Genomic DNA, 13,642 nt, shown 5'->3' on the forward strand with positions numbered 1-13,642 from the left:
GTGCCTGCTAGGAATCGATGGTCTTGGGCTGGTCCTTGGGAAGGATGCGCAGCTCGGCCCGCTGCACGCCAAAGTCCACGGCCCGCTGTATGCTATTCATCAGAATATCTGCGGCCATGTGGTAGCGCGGATTCATCATATCCCATACCACGCCGTGAATGACTTGTCCTGAACTCAGCAGGATATCCACGTGCTCGCCACAGCGTGTGCTGCCATTACGGCGAACAAACAGATCCTGCGACAAGGCAATCTGATTGGGGCGAGTAGGGCCGCAGGCGGACATGTCAGGATCACTGCTGGTTTGCCAGGAAACCGCGTTGTAGGCAGTCACCCGGTGCAGATAAATCAAACGATGCCCGAGCATGAGCGTACCGTTAATCGGGGTCGTGGTATCGCTTTGTACATCTAACTGTGCTTTGGTAGCTGCGAGTTCTGCGCTTTGCTTGTCCATGGCCTGATGCACTAAGGTGATGGGCAATTCTGGCTGTGCCAAGGAAAGCGCATTCGGTATGACCGCTGCCAATAGGGCTACGGAAATACCCATACCAATTTTTTCGAGCAAAGCAACTATCTCCTTCTATCCCAGGGCCTTCTCAGCGGCTAGGGTGCCTGCAGACACCTTCTCCCAAGATAACTGTTTTTGGGGCGAGAACTATCCCAAAATTGTCAATAAAAATCAATTGGTTGATAAATATAATAAAAAACAGTATGTTACGTTATATTTTTGATGTAAAACGATTCTCGGAAACGAGTAGGAAGAAGCCACGCAGTAACAGCAGTGGATCGCAGGTAACGGGGGCGATCTGCGCAAGCAGGAGATTTGCGTCGCCGCCGGTGAGAAAGACTCTGCCTGCCGGGTGTTCCCGCTGAAAATCCACAATCGTTTGCCGGATGGCCGCGATAGTTCCATACCAGACTCCTGCCAGCATGCCATTTACGGTGTCGTTTGCCCGCGCCTCTGGGGTTGGGCGCAGGTCTATTTGGGGCAAGAGCGCGGTCTGTCGCTGCAGGCAGTCCAACTGGCTCTGTAAACCGGGCATGATTCTGCCACCACAGAAGCGACCCGCCGCCAGGGTGTCGATGGTAATGGCAGTGCCTGCGTCGATCACCAGTGCGGCGTCGTTATGCACCTCTTTCCAGGCGCCCAGCAGGCAACAACGGCGGTCGAAACCCAGAGATTCCGGTGGCTGGTAGTCATTGGGCAGGATTTGATGGAAAACACTGGGATCCCAGCCGGGCAAGTTGCAATCCTGTAGTTCTTTCAACCAAGCTTGTTGTGCCTGCGGCACCACGCCAGCCAGAAAAATTTCTTCTGACCGCCACCATTTTGCCCAAGACGCGGGCAGGCCGGCGCGAATTTGTGCGGGGCTGCGTGTCGTGGCGAATCGTTCACTGGTAAATAGCTCACCATCGCTGGTATGGGCCAGGAGGGTACGGGTATTGCCGATGCTGATGAGAATCATGGGCGCGGACGCAGACGAACTTCGCCGGCATGAATGGCCTGTTGCTGGAAACCATCGTCGATCTGCAGTCCACCATCGTTGTCCACGTCCAAGACACGCCAAGGTTTCACTTCTCCGGCCATTTCCAGTTCCACCCAGCTGCCACATAGACGATCCGCCTGCTGCCAACGCTGGCGAAAAGCAGAAAATCCGTCTTTTCGCAGGCGTGCGAAATCCTCTTGCCATTGCTGAAGAATCGCGACCAGCAACTGTTGGCGACCGATCGTGTAGCCTGCATGGGCAAGGCTGGTCGCTTCGGCAGGCAGCTCTGGGTCGGCCAACACATTGATTCCACAACCCAGTACCCAGTGTTGTCCGCTCGCCCCGTGGCGACCTTCCAGAAGCAAACCAGCGACCTTCTGTTGCTCAATCCACAAGTCGTTGGGCCATTTGAGCCAGAGTGTGGGGAGGTGCTGGTGCAGCACTTGGTAGATTCCGAGGCCCGCGACCAGCGGCAACACAGACGCCTGCTCGGCAGAAATTTCTACGGCCATGCTGCAGTAGAGATGCTTCCCGAAGCTCGAGTGCCAAGCCCGGCCGCGTCTACCATGTCCAGACCACTGTGCCTCGGCGATGCCCAGACGTAGCCCGCTGTCTTCCAGCAGGCGAGTATTGCTGGAGTCGCAAAGTGGCCAGATCGAAATTTCTTTTTTTTTCTGGAGGCCCAAGGCGCTAGCCAAGCTTTGTTGTTCCCAATGGCGCTCTGGATGCTCTACCTTCCAAAGCCCGTTGTGCGCAACGAGCGGAATACCCCAGCGGCGTGCCTCCTGCTCCCAGTTGGCGCCGTTCACATCCCTCGCAATGAGTTGCCCGGCGTAGACTTGCTGCAGAAACTGGAGAAATTCTGCGCTTGGGGATTCAGGAGCGGATATGACCGTCCCCTAAAACAATCCATTTTTGCAGCGTCAGCCCTTCCAAGCCCACCGGGCCGCGCACGTGCAAGCGATTGGTAGAGATGCCAATTTCCGCGCCCAGGCCGTACTCGAAGCCATCGGCGAAGCGGGTGGAGGCGTTGACCATCACCGAGCTGGAGTCGACCTCACGCAAAAAACGCCGGGCGTTGCTGTAATTCTCCGTGATGATGCTCTCGGTATGCTGCGAGCTGTATTGGCTGATATGGGCGAGAGCGGCGTCCAAGTCATCAACAATCTTCAGAGAGATGATTGCTGCCAGGTACTCAGTGCCATAGTCCTCCTCGCTGGCAGCGACGGCGCCAGGAATGAGTGGCAGAGACTCCGCGCAGGCGCGAATCTCGACATCTTTCTCCTGCAAGGCCTGGGCGATAGGCTGCAAGAGATCACCAACCCGTGCGCGATGGATGAGCAGGCTTTCGGCGGTATTGCAGGTACCAAGACGCTGGGTCTTGGCATTGACCACGACCTGCAGGGCCTTCTTGGGGTCCGCATCCTTGTCGACATAGACATGGCAATTGCCATCCAGGTGCATGATCACTGGCACCGTTGCTTCCTCCCGAATGCGGGCCAGCAGCCCCTTGCCACCGCGGGGAATGACGACGTCGACAAATTCATCCATGCGAATCAGTGCGCCAACGGCCTCGCGATCGGCGGTGTGCACATATTGCACGAGATCAAGGGGCAGGCCTGCCTTGCCGAGGGCGGCGCGCAGGCGTTCGGCAATGGCCATGTTGCTGTGCAAAGACTCCGAGCCGCCGCGTAGGATTACGGCATTGCCGGATTTGACGCAGAGCCCAGCGGCGTCGGCGGTGACGTTGGGGCGGGACTCATAGATCATGGCGATCACGCCCAGGGGCATGCGCATGTGGCCCACCTGGATGCCGCTGGGGCGTGTTTTCAAATCCGTGATTTCGCCCACAGGATCAGGCAGCGCAGCAATCTCTTCCAGTCCTTGCGCCATGCTTTCGATGCGCTTCTCGTCAAGGCGCAGCCGGTCGATGAAGGCGTCGTCGCGACCGGCCTGCTCGGCATTGCGCAGGTCTTTCCGGTTGGCGCGCGACAAATCATCGGCATCGCGGCGCAGGAATTCGGCCATCAGGTACAGGGCATCATTTTTGCGGCCGGGCTCCAGGGCCAGGGCACGGCGCTGCGCCTGGCGGGCGCGCTGGCCCGTGTGGTTCATCAAGCTTTGTAGGTCTTCAGACATAGTCGCTCCTCGGCTGGGGCGAGATCATGGCGGCGCCCACCGGATGGGCGCGGCGATGCTTTCGCGAGTGAATTCCCATTTATTGTGCCGGGACTTTGTCCGGCTGGCAAAACAGCAGTGCGAGATCTGCCAGTGCTGGCCACAGCGGGCGCGCGTCTTGCCCTTTGATACGCGCATCAATCTCCTGACACTGAAAGAGTGCCTGGCGCAGACGTTGCCGGGGCAGACGGCGAGCGGTGGCCAGCAGTCGCTCGCTGCGCGGTGGGAATAGGCGTTCCTTGCGCATTACCTCCTGCACATTTCCTTCCTGCAGCTGTAGGAGCAGAGTGATGTCGCGATGCAGAGTCCAGAGGATCAGGACCGGCTCGGCTTCGGTTTCGCGCAGACGCGCGAGACTGCGCAGAACGCTGCGTGGCTCGCCCTGCAGGGATGCGTCACTGAGATCGAAGATGGAAAACTGGCTGCTGTCACCCAGTAGGTCGGGCAGGTCTGCGGCCTCCAGGGGCTGCCCCGGATAGAGTTCTGCCCAGCGACGAATGGCTTGATCTGCGGCGCTCAGATTACCCAGGCTGTGTTCTGCCAACAATGCGCTGGCCTCGTGACTGGCGACGATCTTTGCCTGGCGCAGCCGTTGTTCGATATAGCGTGGCCAGTCGCGCGCCTCCGGTGGGTAGAAAATTACACAGCCCACCTGCGCGGCGCGATCCAGGGTCTGAAACCATTTGAGTTTTTGCGTATTTGCGTCGGGGCGTGCGCCACTGATCAGCAGACGCGCATCTTCGGGAGGGTGGGTGAGCCAAAATTCGATGGCGGCGACAGCATCCTTGCTCAGGCGTAGGTCGTTCAGTCGCAACAATAATATCCGTGGCTCGGGGAAAAGAGAGAGGGCATCGCGCTCTTCGCGTAGGACGGGCCAGGGATTGTCTTGCGGCAGGCGCTGCAAACGCAGAAAACCTTCCTTCTGCCAACGGTTGCGTAGTTGCGTTTCGGCCTCGGCGAGCAGGAAGGGTTCATCAGAAAACAAGGCATAGACCGGCTCCTTGCCCCGCGCCTGCTCCGTTGGCCAGTCGCGTGCCTTGATCCGCATCAGCGCAGCGCGGGGGCGAGCAGGACCCGGCGCAGTACGACGCGTGCGGCCTCGTCCATCAGTTGCCGCTGGCTTTCAATTTGCTGCGCGTTGGTGGCAAGGGGGCTGCCGCTGTTAAAGGTGAAACTCTGTTCGACCAGGAGTGGCTCGGCAGGCAGTAGTATCTTTTTTTCCTGCCGCACGCTGACACTACCGCGGACAGTGTTGAGAAATTCCAGGGCAACGCCACTGCTGGGGCTGATGCTGATGGCGCGTTGGCTGATACCGACATTATCGAGCTGTAAGATGGGGCCATTATTGCTGGCTACGTTGCCATCCCGCTGCAAGGCACGCTCTACCGCTTGCGCGAGTTCCCCGCCGGCTGGGCCGCTGGCTTCGACACGCAAACCCTGCAAGCGCGCGGGAATGGTGCTACCGCCGGGTAGATGAAATCCACAACCGCCGAGGAGGGTAAGGGCAGCGAGGCTCGAGAGAAAGTGGCGCCGCTGCATCAGGACACCACGATATTGATCAGGCGCCCCGGCACAACGATCACCTTGCGTACCGTCTTGTCTTGCAGGTGACGCGCCATCTCTGGGTGAGCAAGGACTGATGCCTCCAATTCCTTGGTCTGGCTCGCGATGGGAAAATCCAGGCGCTCGCGCAGCTTGCCATTGATTTGGATGACCAGGGTAACGGTGTCGCTGTGCAGGGCCGCTGGGTCGGCTACTGGCCAGGGATGGGTGAGGATGGTCACCCCATCGCCAATCTTGTCCCACAATGCCTCTGCCAGATGCGGGGCAAAGGGATTGAGCAAGAGCAGCAGGGTGCGCAGTCCCTCGCCCAGCACTGCATGCTCGTCACTGCCCGGCGTAGCCTCGGCCCTGGCGAGCTGGTTGCTGAGCTCCATGCAGGCGGCAATGACGACATTAAAGTGCTGGCGATCTTCCATGTTGAGAGTCACGCGCTCGATGCACTGATGTATGGCACGGCGCAGATCGCGGGCGGCATCGCCGAGCGGTTGCGCCAGGGTAGGGACCGGGCCGGTGTAGTCCTGCACCATGCGCCAGATGCGTTGCAGAAAACGATGCGCCCCTTCGACGGCGCTGTCTGACCATTCCAGAGACTGTTCTGGTGGTGCAGCGAAGAGGATGAAGAGACGCGCGGTGTCGGCGCCATAGCGATCGAGAATCGCCTGCGGGTCGACGGTATTCCCCTTCGACTTGCTCATTTTGCTGCCATCCTTGAGCACCATGCCTTGGGTTAAAAGGCGGCGGAATGGCTCGTCGTGGGCGCCATCCTTGGGCAAGAGGCCGACGTCGCGCAGCAGCCGATTGAAGAAACGGGCATAGAGTAGATGCAAAACGGCATGTTCGACGCCGCCCACATACTGGTCCACGGGCAGCCAATCGGCAGCGCGTGCATCAAGCATTTGCTCAGCATCCGGACAGGCGAAGCGGGCGTAGTACCAGGAACTCTCGACGAAGGTGTCCATGGTGTCGGTTTCTCGCTGTGCCGCCGCACCGCACTGCGGACAGTCCACTTGCAGGAACGCCGGATCGTCGAGCAACGGCGAACGCGGGTCGTGCAGTTGATAATGGGTGGGCAGTTCAACAGGAAGATCCTTTTCCGGTACCGGCACTACGCCGCAATGCGGACAGTGGATCATGGGTATCGGATTGCCCCAGTAGCGTTGGCGGGAGATGCCCCAGTCGCGCAGACGATAGTTGACGGTTTTCTGCCCTAATCCCCGTGCTACCAATGCTTCGGTGATGGCACCCTTGGCGGCCTGGCTATCCAGACCGGTAAAGCTCTGGGAATGAATCAGTTGACCGGGCGCGGTCAGTGCGGCCTCCAATTCGTGGGGATTCTCTGGGCTATTCTCGGCACTCTGAATGACGATGCGAATGGGTAGCTGGTATTTGTGAGCGAATTCAAAGTCGCGCTGGTCATGGGCAGGTACGCTCATGACTGCACCCTCACCATAGCCCATAAGGACGAAGTTGGCTGTCCAGACGGGCAGCAGCGCGTTGGTCAAGGGATGGCGCACTTGAATCCCCAGAGGAACGCCTTCTTTTTCTTGTGTCTCCATACTCGCTTCCGACACCGCAACATGCTTGCAGCGCTCGATAAATCGGGCAACGGTTGTGTCACTCTCTGCGGCTTTCATCGCCAGAGGGTGTTCGGCAGCAACGGCTAAATAGGTGGCGCCGAAGAGGGTATCGGGACGGGTACTGAAGACCTTGATAACGTCATCGCCATCGGCGAGGGGGAAGTGAATTTCTGCGCCTTCCGATCGACCAATCCAGTTGCGTTGCATGGCCAGGACCTGATCCGGCCACTGCCCTTGCAAGGTATCGAGGCCCGCCAGCAACTCATCGGCATAGGCGCTGATGCGCAGAAACCACTGGCGAATTTCGCGGCGTTCCACCAGCGCCCCGGAGCGCCAGCCACGACCGTCCACCACCTGCTCGTTGGCGAGCACCGTCTGGTCGACCGGATCCCAGTTGACGGTGCTGAGCTTTTGATAGGCTAGGCCCTTTTCCCAGAGTTGCAGAAACAGCCATTGCTCCCAGCGGTAATAATCGGGAGTGCAGGTGGCAATCTCGCGCTCCCAGTCGTACGACAGACCCAGGCGTTTGAGTTGCCCACGCATGTGCTCGATATTGGAGAAGGTCCAGGCTGCTGGCGCGCTGCCGTTTTTTAGTGCGGCATTTTCCGCGGGCAGGCCAAAGGCATCCCAGCCCATGGGGTGCAGCACGGTTTTGCCGCGCATGCGCTGATAGCGGGCAATGGCATCGACAATACTGTAGTTGCGCACATGCCCCATGTGCAGCTGCCCGGAAGGGTATGGGAACATGGCCAGAGCATAGAACTTTTCGCCGCTGGGGTGGGCGGGCGCATGAAAATAGCCGTCGCGTTCCCAGCGTTCCTGAATGGCAGGCTCGAGGCTCTGTGGGTGATAAGCGTTCTCGGTCATGATTTTGGCTGTAAGGGAACGAAGACGTTGTTTGCTGGACGAATCCGGTAGAGCATCAGGATGCGTCCGACGCGACCGATAATTTCTGCTTGTGCGCCGCTACTGAGTTGCTCAATGCAGCTATCACGCTCTTCCTTATCCAGTGCGGGGAGGCGGACTTTCAGTAATTCATGATCGAAAAGTGCGCGATCGAGCTCGGCGAGAAGGGTGGGAGTGACGCCCTGGGCACCCACGGTGACAATGGCTTTGAGGTGATGGGCGCGGGCGCGCAGGTCTTGTCGGGCTTTGCTGTCCAGCATGTTATGCTCTAGGGTCCGGTCTTAAAGATCGGAAGTGTACGGTTCGCCGCAGATGGGGTCAAAAGGAGAGACGGGTGGCGCGTAGCAAGTCGAGTGGACGCTGGCTCAAGGAGCATTTTCAGGACCCCTATGTGCAGCGCGCAGCGAAGGAGGGCTATCGCTCCCGCGCCAGCTACAAGTTACTGGAAATTCAGGAGAAAGACCGAATTTTGCGGCGTGGCATGCGGGTGCTCGACCTGGGTGCGGCACCGGGCGGTTGGACGCAGGTGGCGGCACCCATTATTGGTGCGCCAGGGCGCATCGTAGCCGTCGATCGCTTGGCGATGGACCCGATCGCTGATGCCTTGGTAATCGAGGGTGATATTTACGATGAGGAGGTGATCGCACAATGTCGCGACGCGTTTCCCGATGGTGTGGATCTGCTGATGAGCGATATGGCGCCCAATATGTCTGGTATCGCCAGTAGTGATCAGGCGCGCGCCATTGGCTTGTGCGAGCTATCGCTGGATCTGGCGCGGGAGTGGCTGGTGCCCGGCGGCGCGTTACTCATGAAAGTCTTTATGGGTGCTGGCGCAGAAGAGTTGCGCCGGGAACTACGTACCAGCTTCGGCAAAATCGTCGTGCGCAAACCCGACGCCTCGCGCGCCCGCTCCGCAGAACAATACTGGCTGGCGCTGGACTTCCGCCCAGCGGCCAAATAAACTTGGCCTTGCGCGCGGTTAGCTCAGCTGGATAGAGCGTTGGCCTCCGAAGCCAAAGGTCAGAGGTTCGAATCTTCTACCGCGCACCAATTAAATCAATAAGTTATGAGAATCCCGGCCAAGCGCCGGGTTTTTTGTGCCCTGCTGGTGCCTTACTCGTGCCATTTGGTGCCCATGCAAACACCACCATGTCAGACAAATGTTTGAAAATGATCCTTAGCCGCCGCGCCAAAGCCAACTTCTCTTCAATTCTCCTTTTTTGGTGCTGGACTATCATCAATAAACTCCAAGAGATCGCCAACTCCGCATTGAAAGAGCTCGCACAGTCGGTTGAGCGTGTCCAGCTCTATCCTTGCCGCGGTTTCCTTATATAAGAGTGCGACAGTATTTCGATGTAGGCCGGCTTTCTCCGCTACATCAGTGATCCGCATTTTCTCCTCTCCCATCATACGAGATAGATGGCACTTAATCACGTTGCGACTCCCCAATGGTTCTCTAGAAATCTAAATGTTATCCAGAATGACAAAAGTTCTTGCAAAATGTCATATTGTGGGATATATTGTCATTCAGGATGGCATTTAGCCTTTCTACCTGCCGTCCATGTTTGGAACTATAGAGGAATCTGAGATGCAAGAAAACTTGACGTACATGACTACTAGGGAGCTTTCGTCCCGTATCAAATACGACGAAAGAACTATTCGTAATCGGCTCAAGGACTCGGTATTGATAGAGGGCATACATTACATCCGTCCGTTTGGTGGCCGAAAGATTCTTTATGTTTGGGAAGCTATAGAACGCGACATGGGAAAAGCGACAGGTAGGGAATCTATTCCTATGGCCAATGGGAGGGTCTGTCATGGGTAGCATCCGTTGTCGAAAGAGTAACAATAAGCTTTTTTTTGACTTTCAATATGCGAATGTACGTTGCCGCGAGCAGACCACACTCTCCGATAGCCCAGCAAATCGCAAGAAGATGCAAAAGGTTCTCGATCGCGTCGAGGAGGAGATTTCCTTGGGTACCTTTGACTACGCTCACTACTTTCCGGGCAGCAAAGTTCTGGAAAAGCTTGCTGAACAGCATGGGCAGAGCCGACAATCGGCGCATATCCAAGAGGATCGCGACCAAACGCCGCTTTTTGCCGAGTTCGCCCGGGAATGGGCGGACGAGATGAGGATCCAGTGGCGCAACACACAAATCAAGACAGTGGCGAACACCTTGGACAAGTATCTCCTCCCGACCTTTGGGGAGAAGAGAGTTGGCCTCATCACCAAGAGAGAAGTCATGGCGTTTCGGTCGGGCCTCGCCAAAGTCCCCGGCCGAAATGGAAAAGCACTTTCCGCATCCCGGATCAACCATATCCTCACACCCTTGCGGATGATCCTCAATGAAGCGGCCAACCGGTATGAGTTTACCTCACCGTATCATGGAATCAAAAGCCTCAAGGTTCCGCGCAGTGATGTGCAGCCATTTTCGTTGGAGGAAGTGGATGCAATTCTGCGCACGGTGCGCAAGGACTTCCGTAACTACTACCTGATTCGCTTTTTCACGGGCTTGCGGACCAGTGAGATCGACGGCTTGCGCTGGGAAAAGGTCGATTTGCAACGGCGCCAGATTTTGGTGCATGAGGCACTGGTAGACGGGGAGGTGGTGGCAACCAAGAACGATGGTTCCTTTCGCGCGGTGGAGATGTCACTCCCAGTCTATCAGGCCTTTTTGGAGCAACGAGAGCTAACCGGGCAAGGGGATTTTGTGTTTTGTACGCGCGAAGGCGGTCCACTGCAGCATGGCAATGTCACCAAGCGTGTGTGGTATCCGCTTTTGCGTTTCCTCGACTTGAAACAGCGGCGTCCCTATCAAACCCGACACACTGCTGCGACCCTGTGGCTTGCGTCGGGAGAAAGCCCGGAGTGGATTGCCCGGCAAATGGGGCATAGCACGACGGAGATGCTGTTTCGCATCTACTCGCGCTATGTTCCCAATCTTACCCGGCAGGATGGCTCGGCTATGGAGCGACTGCTGCTCTCCCGTCTTGCTACCTTGCCGGTCAAGGAGGAGGGCGATCATGATTGAAGCGAATCGGCCACTACTCACAACGCTGCATGCATCGGCACCTGCTCGTCCCCCGGAAGTCCCAAGGAATCGCGTAGTGGAGAGAATGGCGGTTGCGATTTCCTGCGCATTTGCGCTACCCGAAGCGCAGAGGCTGGCAGAGTTGTTACAGGTGTCAGCGGAGCAAGATGTGGGCACGGTTTTACAGATGTGGATTTGCCGTTGCCTCCTGGAGATTGACGAGACGCAGGCCGCGCAGATGTTGCCAAGTTTGGTAGCGCGGCTCGACGAAATACTGGCTGCCCGGAGGGATTCATGAGTATGGAACTGCGACGAGAGACGTTTGTGCTGCAAAAACTTCGCCAGAGCACCAGTCGTTTTGGCCAACCCTATACGGTGTGCGAGCTGCATGACTCTGCCGGGCAAGTTTGGCCGGCCTATGCGTGGCAACGATTCCCGCACCCAACGCTCTGGCCTGATGGGGTAGAGGTTTTGGCGACGGTACAAGAACGAAGCTTCGGTACCCGGCAGGTATTGGATGTGCTTGCGATGGACCTTGCCGCACTTTCTGATTCAGTTCAGGGAAAGACGCAACCCCAGCTTCCATTCCCGGAATGGTTGGTGTCACAAGCGACGCAGCCGCGCTTGCTACGCGAACTTTGGGTGCAGATCACGTTGATGGATGACCCCTGGCTGTGCCATTTCAATCAGCGCATTCTCCATGATCCTGACATCAGTCTTCGCTGGGTCACGATTCCGGCGAGTCGAACGCACCATCACGCCGAGGCTTCAGGACTGCTGCGCCATAGTCTGGAGGCGTTTCGTTTGCTCAGCAAAAGCCCGCAAATGTCATTGCTGGAATGGGACATCGCTCGTACGGCTCTGCTTTGGCATGACGTTGGGAAGATTCTCACCTACCCAGGCGGGACACGGCGAGCTGCGGAGGGATTTCTGGTTCCGCATGAAACGGCCACGGCAGAGGTGCTTGCTTGGCATTTGGCGTGGTTACGGCAGCGCGCCCCGGATTTGGTTACCGCGCTGAAATTACATTGGTATCCTCCCCGTCATGGGCGCCCTCTTATGCCGGGGCAAATTTTTGTCGAAGCATGCGATCGAGTCAGTGCCGCGCTGGACAGTCGACAGCAAGCCTTCCAGGAGGAACCGGCATGGCGCCAAATCGGAACAGTAGAGGGCCCTGGACCCGCCTCGCGCTTTTGGCGTCTTCGGGAGGGGTAACTTCCCGCGGGAGGCGTGAAATAGGAGGGCAGGAACGCTGAGTGGACCAATCCCCTTTCCAAGACGTGCCGTAGCAGCCAGAACACACATCCTGGGCGCGCAGTTCCTGGGCAAGAAGGGGACGAAAAACGGGTTGGTTCCGGCCTGCCAATGAGTAGGCCAGGATCAAAGGCAGGAAGATTTACCCGGCAACGACGATTGCCGCCGTGCCATAGGCGGTGACCTGCTCCATCACCTGCCCTTGACCAGAGTCGAACTCTCCGGAGTCAAAACGCATGGCGAGTACGGCATTGGCACCCGCTGCCCTTGCGGATTGGGCTAGCTGCTCCAGGGCGTCGCTGCGGGTTTGCTGGACCATGTTGGTGGCGCCTCCCTGTTTGCCCCCAAAAATGGCTGCAACCCCGCCCATGAGATTGCCTACGACATTCCGGGAGCGAACAGCGGTACCGTAGACCGTCCCGATGATGCGCTCCACCCGGTACCCGGGAAGCGTTTCCGTAGTGACGATGAGGATATGCATGCGGTCTGGTCTCCTATGGATTGATCACGCAAATGCGCCGACACAGAGGCACCCCTTGTTCGTTAGTACATCCCAATGAACAAAAAAGTCAGAACGAAGGCGTACATCAGGAAATGCGTTGCCCATATTTTGGCAATCGTACATGCCAATGCCCAGCAAGGGGAAGCAACTGGCTAAAAGCTGGCTAAAAGCTCCGACCAGTTTACGTAGCTACAAAATGAATATACAGTATTGCCGCAATGGAGCTTGAATGGGACGCCGACAAAGAGGCGCTAAACCTGCGGAAACACGGCGTGCGATTCAGCGTCGCGGCGCAAGTCCTGTTCGACCCTTACCGCATCGAGGTGTACGACGGGCGCGAGGACTATGGTGAAGATCGATGGGCAACCATTGGCTATGCAGCCCCCGCCTTGCTGTACGTGGTTTATACCGTCCGGCATGAGGAAACCATCCGGCTAATTTCAGCGAGAAAAGCCAATGAGCAAGAACGCAAGCAATACCGTCAAGCTCACCCTTGACCCCAAGAATTTGCCACCGTTGACGGCGCAACAATGTGCGGAGCTTGAGGCGGTCGCGGCCATGCCTGATGAGCAGATCGACTACAGCGATGCACCGTATCTACCCAATGCCGTTTGGATGAAGGCGGCAACGGAGTTGCCCCATACCAAGAAGCAAATCACGTTGCGCATTGACGCCGAAGTGTTGGAGTTCTTCAAGCACACCGGCAAGCGGTATCAATCCCGCATGAATGCCGTGTTGCGCTCCTACGTTGAGGCGCACAAGGCGCACACGAAATGAGCAGATACCGTCACCGCCGGACTTGTGGCGGTTGCCTTTCTTGCAGATATTATCCGGATCACATTCCCTGATTTCCGGTAACAGTGACACACCAGTAGCAATTTTGGCGTGCTGCTCGACCCGAGGATGACAAAACGCTCTTCATCTTCGGAGTGATCTGGGTCGTCAATCAATTTGGCCTGCTCATCGTAGAAGACTGTTTTGGCTTCCGCGAACGTGACGCCATGCTTTCTTGCATTGGTGGCCGCCAGCCTTGGTGGCCGCCGCCAGTTCTTTCCAATCCAGAGATGAGCCTGAAGGAGGGGCAGGAGTGAGGCTGTCAGGCGGCTGAGTGTTGGGCATTGTTGATGGAACGAAAGAGCTTTGCCC

General features: G+C 57.5%; 18 protein-coding genes and 1 tRNA gene. 8 read left to right on the forward strand and 11 right to left on the reverse strand.

Translation table 11 applies throughout. From position 1 onward, the window contains the following. Positions 1-7 precede the first annotated feature (7 nt). The 8 genes from AB4090_RS12510 to AB4090_RS12545 all read right to left on the reverse strand — a co-directional run bounded on the left by AB4090_RS12510 (position 8) and on the right by AB4090_RS12545 (position 7,968). Positions 8-562 carry a hypothetical protein gene (locus AB4090_RS12510; protein WP_369574220.1) on the reverse strand — a complete coding sequence of 185 codons (555 nt, stop codon included), beginning with the start codon at positions 560-562 and terminating at the stop codon, positions 8-10. Positions 563-716: 154 nt separating this feature from the next. Then, positions 717-1,463, reverse strand: coding sequence for a type III pantothenate kinase (locus AB4090_RS12515; RefSeq protein WP_369574221.1), 747 nt, complete (start codon positions 1,461-1,463; stop codon positions 717-719). Next, on the reverse strand, positions 1,460-2,293 hold the full coding sequence (locus tag AB4090_RS12520) for a biotin--[acetyl-CoA-carboxylase] ligase (protein WP_369574222.1): 834 nt from the start codon (positions 2,291-2,293) through the stop codon (positions 1,460-1,462). Before AB4090_RS12520 ends, AB4090_RS12515 begins: the two co-directional genes overlap by 4 nt. A gap of 67 nt (positions 2,294-2,360) precedes the next feature. Further along, entirely contained in the window at positions 2,361-3,623 is a 1,263-nt protein-coding gene (locus AB4090_RS12525) for a glutamate-5-semialdehyde dehydrogenase (RefSeq protein WP_369574223.1), read from the reverse strand. Positions 3,624-3,702: 79 nt separating this feature from the next. Continuing rightward, entirely contained in the window at positions 3,703-4,710 is a 1,008-nt protein-coding gene (gene holA, locus AB4090_RS12530; protein WP_369574224.1) for a DNA polymerase III subunit delta, read from the reverse strand. Further along, entirely contained in the window at positions 4,710-5,201 is a 492-nt protein-coding gene (gene lptE / locus AB4090_RS12535; RefSeq protein WP_369574225.1) for an LPS assembly lipoprotein LptE, read from the reverse strand. Before lptE ends, holA begins: the two co-directional genes overlap by 1 nt. After that, positions 5,201-7,669: a leucine--tRNA ligase gene (gene leuS, locus AB4090_RS12540; RefSeq protein WP_369574226.1), complete on the reverse strand. Its 2,469-nt coding sequence runs from the start codon at positions 7,667-7,669 to the stop codon at positions 5,201-5,203. Before leuS ends, lptE begins: the two co-directional genes overlap by 1 nt. Beyond that, on the reverse strand, positions 7,666-7,968 hold the full coding sequence (locus tag AB4090_RS12545; protein WP_369574227.1) for a YhbY family RNA-binding protein: 303 nt from the start codon (positions 7,966-7,968) through the stop codon (positions 7,666-7,668). Before AB4090_RS12545 ends, leuS begins: the two co-directional genes overlap by 4 nt. A 74-nt stretch (positions 7,969-8,042) precedes the next feature. Here AB4090_RS12545 and AB4090_RS12550 point away from each other — a divergent pair, with 74 nt between their 5' ends. Both AB4090_RS12550 and AB4090_RS12555 read left to right on the forward strand, forming a co-directional pair. Continuing rightward, complete coding sequence (locus tag AB4090_RS12550) at positions 8,043-8,669, forward strand: RlmE family RNA methyltransferase (RefSeq protein ID WP_369574228.1); 627 nt, start codon at positions 8,043-8,045, stop codon at positions 8,667-8,669. A gap of 12 nt (positions 8,670-8,681) precedes the next feature. Then, positions 8,682-8,758, forward strand: a tRNA-Arg gene (locus AB4090_RS12555). A gap of 156 nt (positions 8,759-8,914) precedes the next feature. On the opposite strand, the gene AB4090_RS12560 is transcribed toward AB4090_RS12555, so the two are convergent. Next, complete coding sequence (locus tag AB4090_RS12560) at positions 8,915-9,118, reverse strand: helix-turn-helix domain-containing protein (RefSeq protein WP_369574237.1); 204 nt, start codon at positions 9,116-9,118, stop codon at positions 8,915-8,917. Between the two features lie 178 nt (positions 9,119-9,296). Between AB4090_RS12560 and AB4090_RS12565 the strand changes: the two genes are divergently transcribed. Genes AB4090_RS12565 through AB4090_RS12580 form a run of 4 tightly spaced genes read left to right on the forward strand, consistent with a single transcriptional unit; the run spans position 9,297 to position 11,955 of the window. Then, positions 9,297-9,533: a hypothetical protein gene (locus AB4090_RS12565; RefSeq protein WP_369574229.1), complete on the forward strand. Its 237-nt coding sequence runs from the start codon at positions 9,297-9,299 to the stop codon at positions 9,531-9,533. Further along, positions 9,526-10,740, forward strand: coding sequence for a DUF3596 domain-containing protein (locus AB4090_RS12570; RefSeq protein ID WP_369574230.1), 1,215 nt, complete (start codon positions 9,526-9,528; stop codon positions 10,738-10,740). The genes AB4090_RS12565 and AB4090_RS12570 overlap by 8 nt, the downstream gene beginning before the upstream one ends. Continuing rightward, complete coding sequence (locus AB4090_RS12575) at positions 10,733-11,038, forward strand: hypothetical protein (RefSeq protein ID WP_369574231.1); 306 nt, start codon at positions 10,733-10,735, stop codon at positions 11,036-11,038. The genes AB4090_RS12570 and AB4090_RS12575 overlap by 8 nt, the downstream gene beginning before the upstream one ends. Next, on the forward strand, positions 11,035-11,955 hold the full coding sequence (locus tag AB4090_RS12580) for a TraI domain-containing protein (RefSeq protein WP_369574232.1): 921 nt from the start codon (positions 11,035-11,037) through the stop codon (positions 11,953-11,955). The genes AB4090_RS12575 and AB4090_RS12580 overlap by 4 nt, the downstream gene beginning before the upstream one ends. Before the next feature lie 181 nt (positions 11,956-12,136). Here AB4090_RS12580 and AB4090_RS12585 read toward each other — a convergent pair whose 3' ends face one another. Beyond that, the gene (locus AB4090_RS12585) at positions 12,137-12,475 is read right to left on the reverse strand and encodes a YbjQ family protein (RefSeq protein ID WP_369574233.1); all 339 of its coding nucleotides are present in this window, start codon (positions 12,473-12,475) and stop codon (positions 12,137-12,139) included. A gap of 239 nt (positions 12,476-12,714) precedes the next feature. Here AB4090_RS12585 and AB4090_RS12590 point away from each other — a divergent pair, with 239 nt between their 5' ends. Both AB4090_RS12590 and AB4090_RS12595 read left to right on the forward strand, forming a co-directional pair. Then, complete coding sequence (locus AB4090_RS12590) at positions 12,715-12,993, forward strand: BrnT family toxin (protein WP_369574234.1); 279 nt, start codon at positions 12,715-12,717, stop codon at positions 12,991-12,993. Further along, positions 12,953-13,273 (forward strand): BrnA antitoxin family protein, encoded by a 321-nt coding sequence (locus tag AB4090_RS12595; protein ID WP_369574235.1) that lies wholly within the window; start codon positions 12,953-12,955, stop codon positions 13,271-13,273. Before AB4090_RS12590 ends, AB4090_RS12595 begins: the two co-directional genes overlap by 41 nt. On the opposite strand, the gene AB4090_RS12600 is transcribed toward AB4090_RS12595, so the two are convergent. Further along, a partial coding sequence (locus AB4090_RS12600) for a BrnT family toxin (protein WP_369574236.1) occupies positions 13,240-13,642 on the reverse strand: 403 nt, incomplete at its 5' end. The genes AB4090_RS12595 and AB4090_RS12600 overlap by 34 nt on opposite strands.

Origin of the sequence: Acidithiobacillus sp. IBUN Pt1247-S3 (assembly GCF_041146875.1) — a bacterium.
In the GTDB taxonomy this organism is placed as follows: Bacteria; Pseudomonadota; Gammaproteobacteria; order Acidithiobacillales; family Acidithiobacillaceae; genus Igneacidithiobacillus.

What these genes read in the sequence shown, in the direction of transcription:
- AB4090_RS12515 (WP_369574221.1), bottom strand. Translation starts at nt 1,463, where the DNA reads ATGATTCTCATCAGCATCGGCAATACCCGTACCCTCCTGGCCCATACC.
- AB4090_RS12525 (WP_369574223.1), bottom strand. Translation starts at nt 3,623, where the DNA reads ATGTCTGAAGACCTACAAAGCTTGATGAACCACACGGGCCAGCGCGCC.
- holA (WP_369574224.1), bottom strand. Translation starts at nt 4,710, where the DNA reads ATGCGGATCAAGGCACGCGACTGGCCAACGGAGCAGGCGCGGGGCAAG.
- lptE (WP_369574225.1), bottom strand. Translation starts at nt 5,201, where the DNA reads ATGCAGCGGCGCCACTTTCTCTCGAGCCTCGCTGCCCTTACCCTCCTC.
- leuS (WP_369574226.1), bottom strand. Translation starts at nt 7,669, where the DNA reads ATGACCGAGAACGCTTATCACCCACAGAGCCTCGAGCCTGCCATTCAG.
- AB4090_RS12545 (WP_369574227.1), bottom strand. Translation starts at nt 7,968, where the DNA reads ATGCTGGACAGCAAAGCCCGACAAGACCTGCGCGCCCGCGCCCATCAC.
- AB4090_RS12560 (WP_369574237.1), bottom strand. Translation starts at nt 9,118, where the DNA reads ATGATGGGAGAGGAGAAAATGCGGATCACTGATGTAGCGGAGAAAGCC.
- AB4090_RS12565 (WP_369574229.1), top strand. Translation starts at nt 9,297, where the DNA reads ATGCAAGAAAACTTGACGTACATGACTACTAGGGAGCTTTCGTCCCGT.
- AB4090_RS12570 (WP_369574230.1), top strand. Translation starts at nt 9,526, where the DNA reads ATGGGTAGCATCCGTTGTCGAAAGAGTAACAATAAGCTTTTTTTTGAC.
- AB4090_RS12575 (WP_369574231.1), top strand. Translation starts at nt 10,733, where the DNA reads ATGATTGAAGCGAATCGGCCACTACTCACAACGCTGCATGCATCGGCA.
- AB4090_RS12580 (WP_369574232.1), top strand. Translation starts at nt 11,035, where the DNA reads ATGAGTATGGAACTGCGACGAGAGACGTTTGTGCTGCAAAAACTTCGC.
- AB4090_RS12585 (WP_369574233.1), bottom strand. Translation starts at nt 12,475, where the DNA reads ATGCATATCCTCATCGTCACTACGGAAACGCTTCCCGGGTACCGGGTG.
- AB4090_RS12590 (WP_369574234.1), top strand. Translation starts at nt 12,715, where the DNA reads ATGGAGCTTGAATGGGACGCCGACAAAGAGGCGCTAAACCTGCGGAAA.
- AB4090_RS12595 (WP_369574235.1), top strand. Translation starts at nt 12,953, where the DNA reads ATGAGCAAGAACGCAAGCAATACCGTCAAGCTCACCCTTGACCCCAAG.